Source organism: Synechococcus sp. CCY9201, from assembly GCF_034931105.1.
GTDB lineage: Bacteria > Cyanobacteriota > Cyanobacteriia > PCC-6307 > Cyanobiaceae > CBW1002.
The window spans coordinates 1-15,665 of the sequence record NZ_JAYGIC010000132.1 but is presented as its reverse complement, the minus strand read 5'-3'; the positions used below and the strand labels follow the sequence as shown (position 1 = coordinate 15,665).

The window sequence follows — 15,665 nt, the reverse complement described above, 5'->3', positions numbered from 1 at the left end:
TGGCGCCCCGAGCTGCTGGCCCGGGTGCGGCAGGCCACGCCGGCCTGGCTCGACATCACCGTGCTCGACCAGGAGCTGCGCCTCTGTCGCGGCAACGCCGGCACCCTCTTCGCCCTGCGGCGCCGGCCGGATCTACGGCCGGAAGACCTGCTGCCGGCCGCCTGAGAGCCTTCCAGCGCTGGGGTCAGGCCAGGCGGGGATGGGCGAAGTCCTGGGTGAAGTCCATGGCGGGCAGGGGCGGGATACTTCCGCTCTAGCCAGTCCGGGGAACCCCGCCATGGTCCAGGAGCCAGAGATTCTCGATGTCGATCTGCTCCGGTTCGAACGCGGCGATGGAGCTGCCCGGCGGGCGGTGGTGGATGGGGTGCGCCGCAGCCTGGCCACGGGCTTCGTCTACACCAGCAGCGATCTGCCCGAGGACCTGCTCGATACCGCCTACGGAATGCTGGCGCGGTTCTTCGCCCTGGAGCCAGAGGTCAAGCAGCGCTTCCGGGCACCCGGCAGCCATGGCCAGACCGGCTACACGGGGCTTCTGGTGGAAACGGCCGCCGGCAGCGAGCAGGCGGACTGGAAGGAAATGCTCAACTGGGCCGCTCCGCTGGCGGCGGCTCATCCCCTGCGGCGGCGCTATCCCCATCTCTATCCCGAACCGGTGCTACCCGAGCAGGTGGTGCCCGGCATCACGGCCGTACTGGGCCACTTTCATGCTGCCGTGGCTGATCTGCAACGGCGCGTTCTGCGGGTGATCGCTCTGGGGCTCGGCTGCGCCGAGACGCTGTTTGAGGAGATGGTGCAGGACGCCCCCACCCTCACCCGCGCGATCCGCTACCCACCAATGGCGCAGGCCCCCAGCAGATCGCACCTGTGGGCGGCTGCCCACGGCGACATCAACCTGATCACGGCCCTGCCGCGGGCCACGGGGCCGGGCCTGCAGGTGAAGGTGCAGGGCCAGTGGCGGGATGCCCTGCCGCCGTCTGGGCGGGTGATCCTCAACAGCGGCCTGATGCTGGAGCGGCTCAGCAATGGCCTGATCCCAGCCGGCTGGCACCGGGTGGTGGCACCTCCAGGCAGCAGCGAGCAGCGGCTCAGTGTGGTGCAGTTCTGCCACGCCCGCCCCTGGACGGTCCTGGCGCCCCTGCCCAGTTGCTGCACAACGGAGAACCCACCGCGCCATGCCGGCATCAGCGCGGCCGATGCGCTGGAGGATGTGCTGTTTCAGATTCAGCTGCTGGAGACACCAAGCCCTGCGGAATCGTCGCCGCCCCTGGATCAGAGACAGCCGTCGTGAGGCGCTTGCCGGAGTTGGCCGTAAAGGTTTCGTTCACCCATGGCAGTCTGTCGGCGCGCTGTCACCACGGCTGAACCCAGGCTGGCGGAAGCGTGTCAGGCTGCGGCCCGGTTTGCGGCCGAGACCCATGATCCAGGCTTCGGTCGCCCATGGGCACGAGCTCCGTGAGATCGCCGCCCAGTTTCATCCCGGCGCGGGCATCATCGCCATTGAGCCCCTGGGGCAGGGCAATGTCAACGACACCTTTCTGGTGTCGCTGGCTGGACAGACCCAACCACCCCTCGTGTTGCAACGCCTTAACAGGGAGGTCTTCCGCCAGCCGAAGCTGGTGATGCGCAACATGCAGATCGTGACCCGGCATGTCGCCGCCCGTCTGCAGGAGCTTCCGGATGATCCCGCCCACAACGGCTCCTGCCGGCGCTCCTGGGAGATGCCGCACATCCTTACCCCAACCGATTCTGCCGATCCCTGGGTGGAGCGCGATGGCCAGATCTGGCGGGCCATGACCTATGTACCGGCCGCCCGCAGCCTGGAGATGGCCCGGGATCCGGCGCAGGCGCGTGAAGTGGGCTATGGCCTTGGCATGTTTCATCACCTGATCAGTGATCTCCCGGTCGATCAGCTGGCGGACACGCTGGAGGGATTTCACATCACCCCCACCTACCTGGCCCAGTACCACCAGCTGCTGGGTCGTTGTTCAGCGCCGCCCTCGCCGCAGGAGCACTGGTGTCAGCAGTTCATCGAGAGCCGCCAGTCGCTGGCGCCGGTGCTGGAGGAGGCCAAGGCCCGCGGTGAGCTGCAGCTGCGCCCGATTCACGGCGATCCGAAGATCAATAACGTGATGCTGGATGCCGCCACCGGCGAGGCCATCGCCCTGATAGATCTCGATACCGTCAAACCGGGATTGGTTCATTACGACATCGGCGATTGCCTGCGTTCCTGCTGCAACACCCTCGGTGAGGAAAGCCGTAATCCTGAGGCGGTGCAGTTCGATCTGGGGCTATGCGAAGCGCTGCTGGAGGGTTATCTGTCCGTGGCCCGGCAGTTCCTCACCACCGCCGATCACCAGTATCTCTATGCGGCGATCCGGCTGATCGCTTTTGAACTGGGTCTGCGCTTCTTCAGCGATCATCTGGCTGGCAACGTGTATTTCAAGACCAGCGATCCCCTCCAGAACCTCCGGCGCGCCCAGGTGCAGTTCCGGCTTGTCGAAAGCATCGAAGCGCAGGAAGGACCGATTCGGGCGCTGCTGAAGCGGCTGGGGGGAGCCTGAGATGGGAGTCCAGTCGGAGCCTGAGATGGAACCCCAGCTGCAGCCGGAGGCCCAGAGCTTCACCCTGGTGCCGTTCCGCAGCGCCCCCGCCACACCCGACCATCCCACCGCCGACCCATGTCTGCCGGGACTCTCCCTGACGGGCTTCATCCAGCGCCTGGGCCCGGAGCTGCGGATCCACTACTGCCTGCGGGCCCCTCTTGCCGAGTTGCTGGTGCCTCCACCGGCACAACAGCCGCAGCGCTGTGATGGCCTCTGGATGCACACCTGCCTGGAGGCCTTCCTGGCGGTGGAAGGGGACGATCGCTACTGGGAGATCAATCTCTCGCCTTCGGGCGATTGGAACGTCTATCGCCTCGAGGGCTATCGCCTCGGCCTCACCCCCGAAGCCAGCGTCAGGGCGCTGCCCTTTCTCAGCCAGCAAAGCCCCCAGCAGCTGGAACTCGCGTTTCACTGCCACCTGCCGCCACCTCTGGCGGCAGCCGCTTCCGTGCAGGTCGGCATCAGCGCCGTGATCGAGCACCGCGGCGGCGCCCTCAGCACCTGGGCCCTGGACCACCCTGGCCCCGAAGCCGATTTCCATCGCCGCGAGGGTTTTCTGCTGCGGATCTGATTGGTCGGATCTGTCGCCAATTCAGAGCCCCAGCTGCCGACGACCCACGACCATGCCAAGCCAGTAGCCCCCTGCCAGCACCAGCAAGCCCGGGGCGGTGAGCGCCTTCAGCAGCAGCAGCGCCCCCACCAGCCACGGCACCATCAGCAACAGGCCCATGCCGAGTTGGTTCTGGCGGCGGGCCAGCCGGCCACCGCCCTGGACCAGGGCAGGCACGCCACGACCGAGGCCGAAGCCGAGCAGACCTCCCAGAAGACCTCCCATCAGAATGGAGACGATCGCAAACACGAGGAACGAACAACGGATTGGAGCAGTCTGATCCTGGCCCGTTACGCCCGCGGCCGCTGGCGCTGATCCTGCTGCGGCCCAGCCGGCTGCGGGCCCTCGGATGAGCAGACACGCTCAGGTCCTGAGTGCCCGGCAGGTCTTCCTCCGCAGGGCCGATGCCGTCGTGGCCGTCGAGGTGGCCGACGGGATGGGCGCCGGTGTGGTGCTGAGTCGATCCGGGTTGATCGCCACCAGTCACCACCTGATCGAAGGCTGGAGCCATGCGAAGGTCCGCTGCCGGGATGGGCGTTGCAGTGCGGCGCCGATCGTGCGCTCCTTCCGCGACTGCGACCTGGCCTTCCTGCAGCTGGATGCCGCCACCGCCGCGGACACCTGCCGGGGGATTCATGGGGCCCTGATCGCTGATCGCGCCCCAGCGGGGCGGCTGCCTGCCATCGGGGAAACGGTCTATGCGATCGGCCATCCGCTCGGACTCGACTACACGCTCACCCAGGGAATCGTGAGCGGCGTGGACCGGGAGATCGAGGGGCGCCGCTTTCTCCAGATCGATGCGGCGATCAACCCAGGCAACAGCGGCGGCCCCCTCTACGACGTCCATGCCGAGCTGGTGGGCATCATTGCCTGCACGCGGCTGGAATCGGAGGGGCTCAACTTCGCTGTTCCGGCCGTTCGGCTCTACCAGCTGTTCAATCTGTACCGGCAGGAACGCCAGCAGGGTGTCCTGCAGTACTGCAGCGTCTGCGGAGCGGCCAGCCGCGACCTTGACTACTGCGATCACTGCGGCGCCCTGCTGGCCCGGATTGATCCCAGCGTGGAGCCTGCTGAGGAGGAGTCGGCAGAGGAGCCTGCAGCCCCGCAGCCCTCAGGGCTGGAAGCAGATGGTGTCGTGGATCCGGGTATCGATCCAGCTGCCGATCCCGTTGCCGATCCAGTGGCGAGCAGCGCCTGTCCGGTCTGCGGGAGCCTCTGCCAGCCGCAGCAGCGGTACTGTGCGGTCTGCGGTGCCACGCTGTAGCGGCCGGCTCCCCTGACGGGATCGATTCCCTGCCTGTGTCCCCTTGGCAACACTGCCGCGATTCCTGGCGGAGCTGGTGGCGAGATTGTCGCTGCCGCCACAACCGGTCAGCCCGGTGGAAGAAGCGGTGGATCTGGTGGACGAGGTGCTCGAGAGCCTGGGAGTGAGCGGTCAGCGGCAGGATGGCGAGGAGGGATTCGACTGGAGCTTTCAGGTGGGCAGCGCCCCGATCGAGGTGGCGATCCATCCCAACCCTGTGCTGGGCGAGCTGACTCTGGAGGTCCGCTCGCCGATGCTGAAACTTCCCTGCGGCAATCTGCTGGCCCTGTACCGCCGCTGCCTTGAGCTGAACCGGATCGTGGTGGGCTGCTCGATCGGTGTCGATCAGGACGTGCTCGTGGTGGCCGAGGAACGCCGCCTGCCTGGTCTGGATCCACCGGTCTTTCTGCAGATGCTGCTCAACGTGGCCAGCGCCGCCGATCAGTTCGATGACGAGCTGGCCATGGAATTCGGCGCCATCAAGCTCGGACAGGAATCGGCAGACCCCGATCCGGAGTAGCAGCCCCGATCCCAAGGATGGGGCCAGGATCAGAATGCCGCCATCCGATCCTGCCGCGACGGTCATGCCGACTCCCTCGCAACTCCTGCCGGAAGCCGACCGCGATCTGCTGCGGATCCTCTGCTGCGTGGCCTGGTCGGATGGGGATTTCGCTGCCGAGGAGAAGCAACTGCTGCAGCGGCTGGTGGCGACCTACTTCCTGCCCGAGGTGGATCCGCTCAGGGCTGCTGATACTGCCGAGGCCCTGGCCGATGAGGCCATGCAGATGGAGGGGATCGAGGAGCTGGTGCAACGCCTGCAGACCGAAGCGGATCGCCAGCTGGCCCTGAAACTGGCGTTCATGATGATTCGTGTCAGCACCAGCCCTGGCGACGCCTCCAGCATCAATCCGATGGAGCGGGTGGCGTACCGGCGGCTGGTGGAGGCCCTGGGGCTGGGCGAAGCCAAGGTGCAGGAATGCGAGTGGGCGGCGGAGCAGGAGCTGCGTCAGCACTCCGGCCTGCGGGGCATCCTGGCGAGCCGCTTTGAGTGGCTGGGGGCCTGGCCGTCGCAGGAGCTGCTGGAGACTCCCGGCATGCAGTGGCTCTGAGGTCCAACTGTGAGCGGCGTCACGGATCCCGAAAGGAATCCGCCGCCGAATCCAGAGACTCAATGTCTGAAACAGCTTGCTCTGGAACCTCCAGTTCCAGAGAGATCAGCTCCAGCTCCCGTCCATGCCGCAGCTGCCGGCTGATGGCGCCGCAACCGGGGCAGGTGGGGTCGCCACCGGCGCCGCTGAACTCCAAGGCGCAGACCTGACAGAACCAGCTGGCGGCCACGGGCTCGATCCGCAGGGTGGAGCCCTCCGCCAGGCTGCCTTCCATCACCACGGCATGGGCGAAGTGGAGGGCCTCGGCCTCCACGCCGGCCAGGCTGCCGATCCGCAGGGTGATCGCCACGATCCGACCGCCGCCGTGGGCCAGGGCCTGCTCCACCGCCAGATCCCGCAGCTGCTCCAGCAGGCTCAGTTCGTGCATGCGTCCTCCGGCCCGGCCAGCCAGCGCCATAGCAGGGCACGGGCCTCGGGCACCTGGCGTTGCAGGCGTGGCGACCAGTGGGTGCCATGGCCGAAAGACTCGCCCGGCACCAGCAGCACCCAGGCCGCCGGTCTATGGCCGTAGACCCGGGCACAGAGCTGGAGCAACTGCTCGGCCCCGCAGCGATGCGCACCCAGACCGCCATCCCTTGAGCAGTCCGCCGCCGCGCCATCGGCACCGCCCTCCACGCTGTCATCCGCGTCGCCCTCAGGGCAGCGCTCCCCTTGGCAAGACACGGATGCCAACCGCTCCAGAAGCGGCTGATCAGCTCCTCGATCGCCGGCGTCAGCGAGCCAGGCATCCACGAACAGCACCCGCTCGCTGCGGGCCAGATCCGCGGCCAGTTCCGGCAACAACTGGTGGCAAGGACGCAGCTCAAGCTGCACAAGGAACTCCTGCGCCCGGCTGTCCTGCTCCAGGTCCTCCACCAGCCACCGGCCCACCCCGTCGTCCTGGCGGAGGGGGTTGCCGATGCCGATCACCAGAACCGTCGGCTCCGCTGCCATCAGTACCGCCGGCGAGCCGCCATCACTGCCGTTGCCGCGCCGCCAGCAGCGCTCCATCGGCAGCGCGCAGCTCGATCCGCAGGGGCATCTGGCCTGCCGCGTGGGTGGAGCAGGACAGGCAGGGATCAAAACAGCGAATGCCGGCTTCGACCCGGTTGAGCAGGGGCTCGGGGATCTCGGCCTCGGCTGCCACCGGCTCGGCGATGAACTCCCGGGCGATCTGGACCACGGTGCGGTTCATGGCCAGGTTGTTCTGGCCGGTGGCGATGATCAGATTCACCCGGGTGATCAGGCCGTCATCGTTGACCCGGTAGTGGTGAAACAGGGTGCCGCGCGGGGCCTCGCTCACCCCCACCGCCTCCTGGGCGTTCAGGGAGGCACGGGCGCGGATGCGGCCCTCCATGAGGCTGTCATCGGCCACCAGCTGCTCGATCCCCTCCAGGCAGGCGACGATCTCCACCAGCCGGGCGTGGTGATACGCGAAGGAGGAGGTGACAACGCGACCGCCGCTGGCCGCCGTGCCGCTGCGCTGGCGGAACTCGATCAGCTCGGCATCGGCCCAGGGGGTACCGATCGCCTCACACACATTCAGCCGTGCCAGGGGACCCACCCGGTAGAGGCCATCGGGGTAGCCCCGCGGCTTGTAGTAGGGGAATTTCAGGTAGCTCCAGCTCTCCACCGCCTCGCCCAGAAACGAGACGTAGTCGTCTTCCGAGAGGTCGTCGGCCACGATCCGGCCGTCGCTGTCGATGAAGCGGATCAGGCCGTCGATGCACTCCCAACGGCCGCCTGGCCCCACCAGGCCCATGAACAGGGAGGGAAAGTCGCCGAAGCAGCGCTGCTCGTGCTGCAACGGCCCATCCAGCAGCGTTTTGTACATCTCCAGGGCCAGGGCCACCGTGGCCCTGGCCTCCGGCAGCCGCTCCAGGATCCACTGCCGCGCCTCGGCGCTCAGGGGCGTGCGCACGCCGCCGGGCACAGCCCAGGCCGAGTGAATCTTGCGGCCGCCCAGCAGCTCCAGCACCTGCTGGCCGAACTGACGCAGGCGGATCCCGGCACGCGCCAGGTCGGGATCGGCCGCCATCAGGCCGAACACATTGCGGTGGGCCGGATCGCTCTCCCAGCCCAGCAGGAAATCAGGACTGCTGAGGTGGAAAAAGGAGAGCGCGTGGCTCTGACAGATCTGGGCGAGGTTGAGCATCCGCCGCAGCTTGCGCGCCGCCGGCGGCGGCTGCACCGCCAGCAGCTTGTCGCCGGTCTTGGCAGCGGCCAGCAGGTGGCTCACCGGGCAGATGCCGCAGATCCGCGCCGTGATGCCGGCCATCTCGGTGAAGGGCCGTCCCTCGCAGAAGGTCTCGAAGCCGCGGTATTCCACCACGTGGAAGCGGGCATCGGCGATGCGCCCGTCGTCGTCGAGGTGGAGGGTGATCTTGGCGTGACCCTCGATGCGGGTGACGGGATCGATCGTGATCGTGCGGGTCATGCGATCTCCTCAGCCGAAGCCCAGCCACCACCTTCAGCATGGCCCGAATCCAGCTGCCTGGCTGGCCTCAGCCGGGATCGCCGTTCCGGGCGATGGGGTGGCTTGTGAGTCGGCCTTCGGCCTCGAGGCGCAACGACATGGTGCGCTGCACCACGTACACCAGCTGGGCAGTGCTCCAGCCGGCCATCAGCACACCGTTGACGGCTTCCGCCACGCTGAGCAGACGCCAGCAGGCCGGCAGGGTCACATCGCCATAACCCAACGTGGTGTAGGTGATCCCCGAGAAATAGAGGCTTCCTCCCAGGCCAGGGAATAACCCCAGACCCCGATACACCAGGGCCCAAAGCAGGATTTCCACCAACAGGGCCAGGGCCGTGAGCAAGGCCATCACCAGAATCACCAGCAGCCGGCGCCAGCTGCGGCGGGCGCACCAGGCGTTCAGTCGTGGCCGGTGGGTGAGTTCTGCCTGAATCACGGTGACCAGGGCGTGAACCATGGCGGTGACGATCAGCATCCCCAAGCCAAGGCCCAACTGACCCGCCAGGCCCATGCAGCGGTTGGATGTCTCAAGGGGGCGGGCCTGGGCAACGGCTGGGAGCGCTGCTGCGAAGAAACCAAGGACCACGGCAGGCCTGAGCCTGGTCTGACCGAGACAGGGGGACATGAGCGTCATCGGGTGGGCGCCGGACTGGGCAGCTCCGGCATCGGCAACCCGAGCCAGCTGGCCTCCTCTCGAGCAGCGGGCAAGCAACGCTCCAGCTCCTGGGGACAGGCACTTGGGTCGCCCCTGAGCTGGTTGTAACGGCGCAGGGCGGAGTTTGGGAAGAGCAACAGGCCAACAGCCAGGGCCAGGCCGCAACCCATCAGGTAATCGATCCATCGATTCGGGATGTACCAGGCCACCAGGGGGCCATAGCCGATGAAGGCCACACCGCTGGAGATCAGCGCGGTGCGCAGGTAAGCGGTGCCGTTGAGCGCGATCAGCAAGGCCGCCGTCCCGCCCATCACCAGTCCCGTCTGCAGGCTCCCCATCCCCAGGGTGTTGAACACCAGCAGGGGCATGAGGATGCCGAGGCTGACCCCCACCATGCGGTCCCGAACCCGGGCGAGAGTGTCGCCGATGCTGTCGTTCAGCAGCAGCACCACCCCGAAGTAGAGGTATTTCGGCGTCACCGCGCCCACACCCTCGCCGATGGCCAGGGCGAGGCTGGCGAACACCAGCTTTCGCCAGAAGAACGGCGATGCCAGACCCTGGCGCATGCTCTGGGCCAGGGGAGGATCCATCTGTTTCTCCGGGGCCGCCGCGACGGGTTGGGGCGTCACTGCCGGTGCAAAGGCGACCTGTATCACGGTGCCGGTGACCAGGCCGAGGGTGATGGCGATCAACTCCTGACCCCAGGCACTCCAGCTGGGCGAGCTGCTCAGCAGGGGCAGCACCCCCGCCACGGCTATCACCCCGGACAGCAGCCGCAGTTTTGCCGGCAGCATCAAGGTGAGGACCTGCATCAACGCCGCCACCAGTCCGAACACGAACACCTGCGGCACGGAGGCCAGGGCCAGACCCACGCTCACCCCGATCGCCATGCAGACCCCGACCAACACCAGCAGCACCGGATAGATCGCCAGGGGCCAGCGGCTGAAATCAGGTCGCACCACCAGGGCCGCGATCACCGAGCCATAGGCGATGGCATCGCCGCTCAGGCCGATCCCGCCGCAGACGGCACCGGCAAAGGCGGCCGCCAGGCCGATCACCAGGGCTGCGCGCAGCTGGGTCATTCAGGAGGGGGGTGGACGCAGGGCCTGCGCCCAGCCCACCAGCAGCACCACCAGCAGCAAGGCCACCCAGAACCACAACCGCGGTGGCGAGCTGATGATGGCAATCACCAGCAGCACCAGGGCAATCCAGGGGGCGGGTTGGCGCCAGGGCGCCAACCATCGATCACGGTGGTTCATCGGTTGGCACGCTTCATCGGTAGACCCGTCTCATCGCTCCGCCCCCCCCAGCCAGCGGAGGAACGGCAACACGAAACTCACCAGAGAACGGCGCTCCACCTCCACCTTGGCCTTGGCGGGCGTGCCGTTCTCCAGGGGCAGATCGGGGCCCTGACCGCTGCTCCAGCGCAGGCCACTGGGGGTGGCGGCGGCTTCCAGCGCCACGGTGACCAGTTGCACCGGAGCGGTGATCTTGTCGGTTGCGGTGGCCAGGGGATCGCCACCTTCGCCGACGGCGGCCTGACGGCTGCGGGCGATCAGGCTCTCGGCCAGCTCGGGATCACCCACGGCCCGGCTCACCTCCGCCAGGTCGGCCGTGGCGGGTGAAATGGCCAGGATGCGCCCCTCCAGTGAGCCGAAGCGCTGGGAGGTTCCTCCGTAACGATCGCGCGTCTGCAGGAGGGGATCGAGCTGAATCGCCGCTCCCGGGCGCAGCCTCACGGCGTCGGCATCACTGAACAGGGCCGTGGCCAGGCGAGGCCGGCTTTCCTCCCGGGGGCCGGGCCCGAGGGTGCCCAGCCGCTGTCCCGGCAGAACCGCCTGGCCCGGACTCACCGACAGACTCAGCAGCCGGCCGGAGCGGGGTGCCAGCACATCCTGGCCCTCCCGCTGGGCCTCCAGTTCGGCGCGACTGGCATCGATCTGGGCCAATTGCGCCTCCAGGGCCTTGATCTGGCTCTGGTTGCGGAGATAGAGGTCCTGCGCTCCCACCCACAGGGGGCTGTAACGGGGGATGACCTCCTCGCGGCGCAGGTTCTCCAGGGCCTGCAGTTGCTTCAGCACCGGCTGATTCGACGTGCGAAGGGCCGCGATCTGGGCACGAATCGCCTCCTGCTGGCGGGTGAGCGCCTCTCCCTGGCGGACCAGGGCATTGGGATTGGGTCCTACCGCACCCGCACCCGCCGCCGCCTGGTCCAACCGACTCAGACTGGCCAGCAGATCACCCCGCTGCACCACATCACCGATGCGCCGATGCAGTTGCTGCACCTGGCCCGGTGACCGTGCATAAAATCCCGATCGGCTTTCGGGTTGGAGCAGCACGGCACTGCCCTCGACCTTCACCGCTACAGCCGGTGACAGAGCCCAAGCACCCGTCAATCCGGTCACCAGGGCCATCGGCAACAGACGTGGGGCCCAATCCAAGCTGGCCATCACGCCTGGCGTTACTGCAATCGATCAACCTTATCTACTTTAGGCTCTGCCAAATTTCCTTGGTTCAGGGTTTGGGTCGCCGGTTCGGTTGGTTGGGCACGTTCGCGATCCTGACCCAGGGCCTTGCCTCCGGTCTTCTTCCCTGCTGGGCTGCCGCCCCGATCGACACGTCTGCAACGGATTCCCTCCTGACCCTCAGCCGGCAGCAGGCCCTGGAGCTGGGGCTGGGACGGTCGTTGAGCCTGCGCAGTCAGGTGATCACGGTGGAGGAAAATCAGGCCCTGGTTGGGCTGGCCCGCTCCCGTTTTCTGCCCAAGCTCGACCTGGTCGCCCTCGGGACCTTTGCCCAGGTCAACACCAACATCGGCTTCATTTCCAACCTGCCCACCATCGGTGATCTGAATCTCAACCTCGGCACCGACAGTTCAGCGCTGATCAACAACACATTTGTGAATCTGGGGCTGATCCTGCGGGTGCCCCTGCTCGATTTCAGCCGCAGCCCGATCCAGCAGGCCGCCAGGGCCGATCTGGAGGCCGCCCGGTCCGAGCAGGCGGAACAGCAACGTGTCGCTCGCTTCGAGATCCTCAGCCGCTACCTCTCGGCCCAGGTAACCGCTGCCCAGATTCCCGTGTGGGAAAGCTCCCTGACCGTGTCCCAGAGGTTGCTGCGCGACGTGAACGCGATCCGGCGCGAAGGTCTGGCGCCCCGCATCGACACGTTTCAGGCCGAAGCCCTGATCCAGTCCGACCTGCAGGGGCTTGCGGAAGCCCAGGCCCAGCACACGATTGCCCTGAGCGCCCTGGCCCGGCTTCTGAATCTGCCGGCCGCAACCCGGATTCAGCCCAGCGACCCGCTGCAGCCCGACCCAGCCTGGCAACCCACCCTGGACGAGAGCCTGCGGCAAGCCCTGGCCCAGCGGCCGGCCCTGGAAAGCCTGGAACACCGGCGTCAGGCGCAGGAGGCCAAGGTGCAGCTGGCCCGGGCCGGCCGATTGCCGACCGTGGGACTGCTTCTGGGTGGAGGCATCAGCGGAGATTGGCTGGACATCCCCGGCGCGAGCGCCACCTCCAGCCTCAACAGTGGCCGTGGCAGTAGCAGTAGCAATGGCCGTGGCCTTGGGGTCAACCTGCCGACCGCCACCACCAGCGGCAGCGCCTCGGGCAGCTTCACCGACTGGGGCGCCGCCATCACCGTGCGCCAGCCCCTCTACGACGGCGGCCAGAGCCGCGACACGATCGCCCTGGCCCGCCGCCAGCTCGCCCAGGCCGAGATCGCCATCGAGCAGGCCCAGCAGGCGATCATCCAGAGCGTGGAAACCTGGTACGCCACCCACCAGGCCGCCGCTGCCCAGTCCGTTGCGGCCCGAGCAGCGATCACCGCTGGCCAGCGGTCCGTGGATGATGCACGGCTGCGCTACCGGGCCGGTCTGGCCCCGATCACGGAGGTGTTGATCGCGCAGCGGAACCTGCAGCTGGCCCGCTCCGCCGAGGCGACCGCCATCTACCGGTGGAATCTGAGCCGGGCTGCCCTGGAACTGGAGACCGGCCTCTGAGGCAGGCTGATCAGGGCCTGTCCCTAACCGAACCGCAGCAGGTCGGGCCCCGCCAGCTCTGGACGTTCCCCCCGCAGCAGCGGCTCGAGACAGGCGCGGATCCGCTCGGCGGAGGGCGGGCAGCCGGGCAGGAAGACATCCACCGGGATCACCTCGTGCAGCGGCAGCACCCGCTCCAGCAGCTCCGGCACGATGCCGGGAGCATGGGGATGCTGAGCTCCCTGGTCGGCCAGCTCCAGGTAACCGCGATCCAGCACGCTCTGGCGGCTGCCGCCATCCACCTCGGCCCAGAGGTTGCGCAACGCCGGCACGTTGCCGGTCACCGCGCAGTCGCCGAAGGAGATCACCAGGCGGGTGCGCTGGCGCAGCTGCAGGGCCAGCTCGAGATTGTCGGCATTGGCCACGGCCCCCTCCACCAGACAGACATCCACCTGCTCGGGATAGGTCTTGATGTCGCTGGCCACCGGCGAGAACACGATGTCCACGTGCCTGGCGAGCTCGAACAGCCACTCGTCAAGATCGAGAAACGACATGTGGCAGCCGCTGCAGCCGGCCAGCCACACGGTGGCGAATCGCAACTTGGGGGCGGTCACTGGTTCTGCCACTGGCGCTTCTCCCTGGCATCGCGCAGCAGCTGGGGCCGCTCCCGGTGCGTCTGCTTCTCGGCGGTGGTGTCGTCCTTCCGGAAGATGGCGCCGGTGGGACAGGCATCCACGCACTTGCCGCAGGAGGTGCAGGCCTGCACCTCACCCCAGGGCTCATCCAGGCCGGCGATGATCGTGCACTCGCGGCCCCGGTTGGCCACGTCCCACACGTGGGCGCCCTCGATCTCATCGCACACCCGCACGCAGCGGGTGCAGAGAATGCAGCGGTGGTGGTCGATCGCGAAGTGGGGATGGGAGGCGTCCACCCGGCGCTGGGGGTACTGATAGGGGAAGCGGGAGTGCTCCATGCCCACGGCCACTGCCACGTCCTGCAGTTCGCAGTTGCCGTTGGCCACGCAGAAGGCGCAAACGTGGGTACCTTCTGCGAAGAACAGCTCCACTGCCATGCGCCGGTAGGCCTGCAGCTGGGGCGTCTGGGTGAGCACCGCCATGCCTTCGCCGGCGGCGGTGGCACAGGCCGGCTGCAGCTTGCCGCTGCCCTCCAGCTCCACCAGGCAGAGGCGGCAGGCGCCCACCGGGGTGAGGCCATCGAGATGGCAGAGGGTTGGGAGCTCGGCGCCAGCGGCGCGCACCGCATCGAGCAGCGTGGCCCCAGCGGGTACGGCCACCTCTTCGCCATCCACCGTGAGGGTGTGCACGCTCATCGGGTCCCCTCCTTGAGCAGGCAGGCATCGAAGGGTTCGCACTGGTCCGGATCCCGGCAGGCCGCCTGATACTCCTGGCGGAAGTAGCGCAGGGTGCTGAGCACCGGGTTGGGCGCCGCCTGGCCGAGACCGCAGAGGCTGGTGGCGCCCACCATCCTGCAGAGCTCCTCGAGGCGCTCCAGGTCGACCAGGGACGCCCGCCGCTCCACGAAGAGATCCAGCATCTGGGCCAGCTGCACGGTGCCGGCACGGCAGGGCACGCACTTGCCGCAGCTCTCGTTGACGCTGAAGCGCATGAAGTGGCGGGCCACCTCCGGCATCGAGGTGCTTTCGCCCATCACCACCAGGCCGCCCGAGCCCATCATCGAGCCGAGGGCCCGCAGGCTCTCGTAATCCACCGGCGTGTCGAGGAGGTGGGCAGGAATGCAGCCACCGGAAGGACCGCCGGTCTGCACCGCTTTGACCCCCTTGTCTGGACCTTCCCCACCGGGCACGCCGCCGCCGATGGTCTGCACCACCGTGCGCAGCGTGGTGCCCATCGGCACTTCCACCAGGCCTGTGCGCTGCACGGCACCGGAGAGGGCGAACACCTTCGTGCCCTTGCTCCCCTCGGTGCCGATGGCCGCGTACCAGTCGCCCCCCTCCCGCAGGATCACCGGAATCGAGGCCAGGGTCTCCACGTTGTTGATCAGGGTCGGGGCACCCCACAGGCCCGACTGGGCGGGGAAGGGGGGGCGCGGCCGGGGCGTGCCGCGCTGACCCTGGATCGAGGCCAGCAGTGCCGTTTCCTCCCCGCACACGTAGGCGCCGGCACCGACCCGTACCTCCAGCCGCAGATGGAAGCCGCTGCCAGCGATGCCAGCCCCCAGCAGCCCCTTGGCGCGGGCCTGCCTGAGGGCCAGGCGCAGGCGCTCGACTGCCAGCGGATATTCAGCTCGCACATACACATAGCCCTGCTCGGCGCCCACGGCGTAGGCGGCGATCGCCAGCCCCTCGATCAGCCGATGGGGATCGCTCTCCAGCACGCTGCGATCCATGAAGGCGCCGGGGTCGCCCTCATCGGCGTTGCACACCACATAGCGGGGGCCAGGCGGCTGCAGGGCCACGGTGTCCCACTTCAGGCCGGTGGGATAGCCGGCACCGCCGCGGCCGCGCAGACCGCTGCGCTTCACCTGCTCGCGCACCTGCTCGGGGCTGAAGTCCAGCAGCACCCGTCGCAGCTGGGCGTAGGTGCCGTAGTTGAGGGCATCGTCGATCGATTCGGGATCGACCGCACCGCAGCCCTCCAGCACCACCGCCTTCTGCAGGGCGAAGAAGGGATGGTCGGAGTCGAGGCGCTGGGCTGCCAGGGCATCACCCCTGCCGGTGGCCCGGGCCAGCAGGTCGAAGGCCTGCTCGGGCCTGAGCTCGGCATAGAGCTCGGTGCGGCAGGCCGGTTCCGCGCCGCTCGGCTCGGGACGGTCCAGGGCCACCAGCGGACCGCGGCCGCAGAGTCGCAAGCAGCCCACCGGCTTGATCGACACCGCCTCGGCGGCGCCGCCGAGCTGGTCGCGGGCGG

19 protein-coding genes are annotated in these 15,665 nt (G+C 68.0%); 8 read left to right on the top strand and 11 right to left on the bottom strand.

Annotated elements, in window-relative coordinates; genetic code table 11:
* The first annotated feature begins 24 nt into the window (after positions 1–24).
* The 4 genes from VB716_RS13080 to VB716_RS13065 all read left to right on the top strand — a co-directional run bounded on the left by VB716_RS13080 (position 25) and on the right by VB716_RS13065 (position 3,174).
* On the top strand, positions 25–165 hold the full coding sequence (locus VB716_RS13080; protein WP_323270722.1) for a PAP/fibrillin family protein: 141 nt from the start codon (positions 25–27) through the stop codon (positions 163–165).
* Between the two features lie 112 nt (positions 166–277).
* A complete protein-coding gene (locus VB716_RS13075) occupies positions 278–1,288 on the top strand; it encodes an isopenicillin N synthase family dioxygenase (RefSeq protein WP_197153977.1) in 1,011 nt (336 codons plus the stop codon).
* 127 nt (positions 1,289–1,415) lie between these two features.
* Entirely contained in the window at positions 1,416–2,561 is a 1,146-nt protein-coding gene (locus VB716_RS13070) for a phosphotransferase enzyme family protein (protein WP_323270720.1), read from the top strand.
* Between the two features lie 25 nt (positions 2,562–2,586).
* Positions 2,587–3,174, top strand: a complete 588-nt coding sequence (locus tag VB716_RS13065) for a DOMON-like domain-containing protein (protein WP_197169713.1) — start codon at positions 2,587–2,589, stop codon at positions 3,172–3,174.
* Positions 3,175–3,195: 21 nt separating this feature from the next.
* Here VB716_RS13065 and VB716_RS13060 read toward each other — a convergent pair whose 3' ends face one another.
* Positions 3,196–3,438: a hypothetical protein gene (locus VB716_RS13060; RefSeq protein ID WP_197153980.1), complete on the bottom strand. Its 243-nt coding sequence runs from the start codon at positions 3,436–3,438 to the stop codon at positions 3,196–3,198.
* Between the two features lie 124 nt (positions 3,439–3,562).
* Here VB716_RS13060 and VB716_RS13055 point away from each other — a divergent pair, with 124 nt between their 5' ends.
* The 3 genes from VB716_RS13055 to VB716_RS13045 all read left to right on the top strand — a co-directional run bounded on the left by VB716_RS13055 (position 3,563) and on the right by VB716_RS13045 (position 5,625).
* Entirely contained in the window at positions 3,563–4,477 is a 915-nt protein-coding gene (locus VB716_RS13055; protein WP_323270719.1) for a S1C family serine protease, read from the top strand.
* A gap of 43 nt (positions 4,478–4,520) precedes the next feature.
* Positions 4,521–5,036: a YbjN domain-containing protein gene (locus VB716_RS13050; protein WP_197153982.1), complete on the top strand. Its 516-nt coding sequence runs from the start codon at positions 4,521–4,523 to the stop codon at positions 5,034–5,036.
* 64 nt (positions 5,037–5,100) lie between these two features.
* Complete coding sequence (locus tag VB716_RS13045; protein WP_323270718.1) at positions 5,101–5,625, top strand: hypothetical protein; 525 nt, start codon at positions 5,101–5,103, stop codon at positions 5,623–5,625.
* Positions 5,626–5,644: 19 nt separating this feature from the next.
* Here VB716_RS13045 and VB716_RS13040 read toward each other — a convergent pair whose 3' ends face one another.
* The 7 genes from VB716_RS13040 to VB716_RS13010 form a co-directional block, all read right to left on the bottom strand.
* Positions 5,645–6,052, bottom strand: coding sequence for a hydrogenase maturation nickel metallochaperone HypA (locus tag VB716_RS13040; protein ID WP_197153984.1), 408 nt, complete (start codon positions 6,050–6,052; stop codon positions 5,645–5,647).
* A complete protein-coding gene (locus tag VB716_RS13035; protein ID WP_323270717.1) occupies positions 6,040–6,675 on the bottom strand; it encodes a hypothetical protein in 636 nt (211 codons plus the stop codon). The genes VB716_RS13040 and VB716_RS13035 overlap by 13 nt, the downstream gene beginning before the upstream one ends.
* Entirely contained in the window at positions 6,641–8,101 is a 1,461-nt protein-coding gene (locus VB716_RS13030) for a Ni/Fe hydrogenase subunit alpha (RefSeq protein WP_197153986.1), read from the bottom strand. Before VB716_RS13030 ends, VB716_RS13035 begins: the two co-directional genes overlap by 35 nt.
* Before the next feature lie 67 nt (positions 8,102–8,168).
* Positions 8,169–8,765, bottom strand: coding sequence for a potassium channel family protein (locus VB716_RS13025; RefSeq protein ID WP_197153987.1), 597 nt, complete (start codon positions 8,763–8,765; stop codon positions 8,169–8,171).
* 5 nt (positions 8,766–8,770) lie between these two features.
* Positions 8,771–9,877, bottom strand: a complete 1,107-nt coding sequence (locus VB716_RS13020; protein ID WP_197153988.1) for an FUSC family protein — start codon at positions 9,875–9,877, stop codon at positions 8,771–8,773.
* Positions 9,878–10,054, bottom strand: a complete 177-nt coding sequence (locus VB716_RS13015) for a hypothetical protein (RefSeq protein WP_197153989.1) — start codon at positions 10,052–10,054, stop codon at positions 9,878–9,880.
* 30 nt (positions 10,055–10,084) lie between these two features.
* Positions 10,085–11,245 (bottom strand): HlyD family efflux transporter periplasmic adaptor subunit, encoded by a 1,161-nt coding sequence (locus VB716_RS13010; protein ID WP_323247171.1) that lies wholly within the window; start codon positions 11,243–11,245, stop codon positions 10,085–10,087.
* 92 nt (positions 11,246–11,337) lie between these two features.
* Between VB716_RS13010 and VB716_RS13005 the strand changes: the two genes are divergently transcribed.
* Complete coding sequence (locus tag VB716_RS13005; RefSeq protein WP_323247169.1) at positions 11,338–12,798, top strand: TolC family protein; 1,461 nt, start codon at positions 11,338–11,340, stop codon at positions 12,796–12,798.
* A 23-nt stretch (positions 12,799–12,821) separates the two neighbouring features.
* Here VB716_RS13005 and VB716_RS13000 read toward each other — a convergent pair whose 3' ends face one another.
* From VB716_RS13000 to VB716_RS12990, 3 genes are all read right to left on the bottom strand, one after another.
* Positions 12,822–13,403 carry an oxidoreductase gene (locus VB716_RS13000; protein ID WP_416238117.1) on the bottom strand — a complete coding sequence of 194 codons (582 nt, stop codon included), beginning with the start codon at positions 13,401–13,403 and terminating at the stop codon, positions 12,822–12,824.
* Positions 13,388–14,107, bottom strand: a complete 720-nt coding sequence (gene hoxU / locus VB716_RS12995; RefSeq protein ID WP_322757428.1) for a bidirectional hydrogenase complex protein HoxU — start codon at positions 14,105–14,107, stop codon at positions 13,388–13,390. The genes VB716_RS13000 and hoxU overlap by 16 nt, the downstream gene beginning before the upstream one ends.
* Positions 14,104–15,665: complex I 51 kDa subunit family protein (locus VB716_RS12990; RefSeq protein WP_416238116.1), on the bottom strand; the 1,562-nt coding region annotated here is incomplete at its 5' end. The genes VB716_RS12990 and hoxU, both read right to left, overlap by 4 nt.

What these genes read in the sequence shown, in the direction of transcription:
- VB716_RS13075 (WP_197153977.1), top strand. Translation starts at nt 278, where the DNA reads ATGGTCCAGGAGCCAGAGATTCTCGATGTCGATCTGCTCCGGTTCGAA.
- VB716_RS13070 (WP_323270720.1), top strand. Translation starts at nt 1,416, where the DNA reads ATGATCCAGGCTTCGGTCGCCCATGGGCACGAGCTCCGTGAGATCGCC.
- VB716_RS13065 (WP_197169713.1), top strand. Translation starts at nt 2,587, where the DNA reads ATGGAACCCCAGCTGCAGCCGGAGGCCCAGAGCTTCACCCTGGTGCCG.
- VB716_RS13060 (WP_197153980.1), bottom strand. Translation starts at nt 3,438, where the DNA reads ATGGGAGGTCTTCTGGGAGGTCTGCTCGGCTTCGGCCTCGGTCGTGGC.
- VB716_RS13055 (WP_323270719.1), top strand. Translation starts at nt 3,563, where the DNA reads ATGAGCAGACACGCTCAGGTCCTGAGTGCCCGGCAGGTCTTCCTCCGC.
- VB716_RS13045 (WP_323270718.1), top strand. Translation starts at nt 5,101, where the DNA reads ATGCCGACTCCCTCGCAACTCCTGCCGGAAGCCGACCGCGATCTGCTG.
- VB716_RS13040 (WP_197153984.1), bottom strand. Translation starts at nt 6,052, where the DNA reads ATGCACGAACTGAGCCTGCTGGAGCAGCTGCGGGATCTGGCGGTGGAG.
- VB716_RS13035 (WP_323270717.1), bottom strand. Translation starts at nt 6,675, where the DNA reads ATGGAGCGCTGCTGGCGGCGCGGCAACGGCAGTGATGGCGGCTCGCCG.
- VB716_RS13030 (WP_197153986.1), bottom strand. Translation starts at nt 8,101, where the DNA reads ATGACCCGCACGATCACGATCGATCCCGTCACCCGCATCGAGGGTCAC.
- VB716_RS13025 (WP_197153987.1), bottom strand. Translation starts at nt 8,765, where the DNA reads ATGTCCCCCTGTCTCGGTCAGACCAGGCTCAGGCCTGCCGTGGTCCTT.
- VB716_RS13020 (WP_197153988.1), bottom strand. Translation starts at nt 9,877, where the DNA reads ATGACCCAGCTGCGCGCAGCCCTGGTGATCGGCCTGGCGGCCGCCTTT.
- VB716_RS13015 (WP_197153989.1), bottom strand. Translation starts at nt 10,054, where the DNA reads ATGAACCACCGTGATCGATGGTTGGCGCCCTGGCGCCAACCCGCCCCC.
- VB716_RS13010 (WP_323247171.1), bottom strand. Translation starts at nt 11,245, where the DNA reads ATGGCCAGCTTGGATTGGGCCCCACGTCTGTTGCCGATGGCCCTGGTG.
- hoxU (WP_322757428.1), bottom strand. Translation starts at nt 14,107, where the DNA reads ATGAGCGTGCACACCCTCACGGTGGATGGCGAAGAGGTGGCCGTACCC.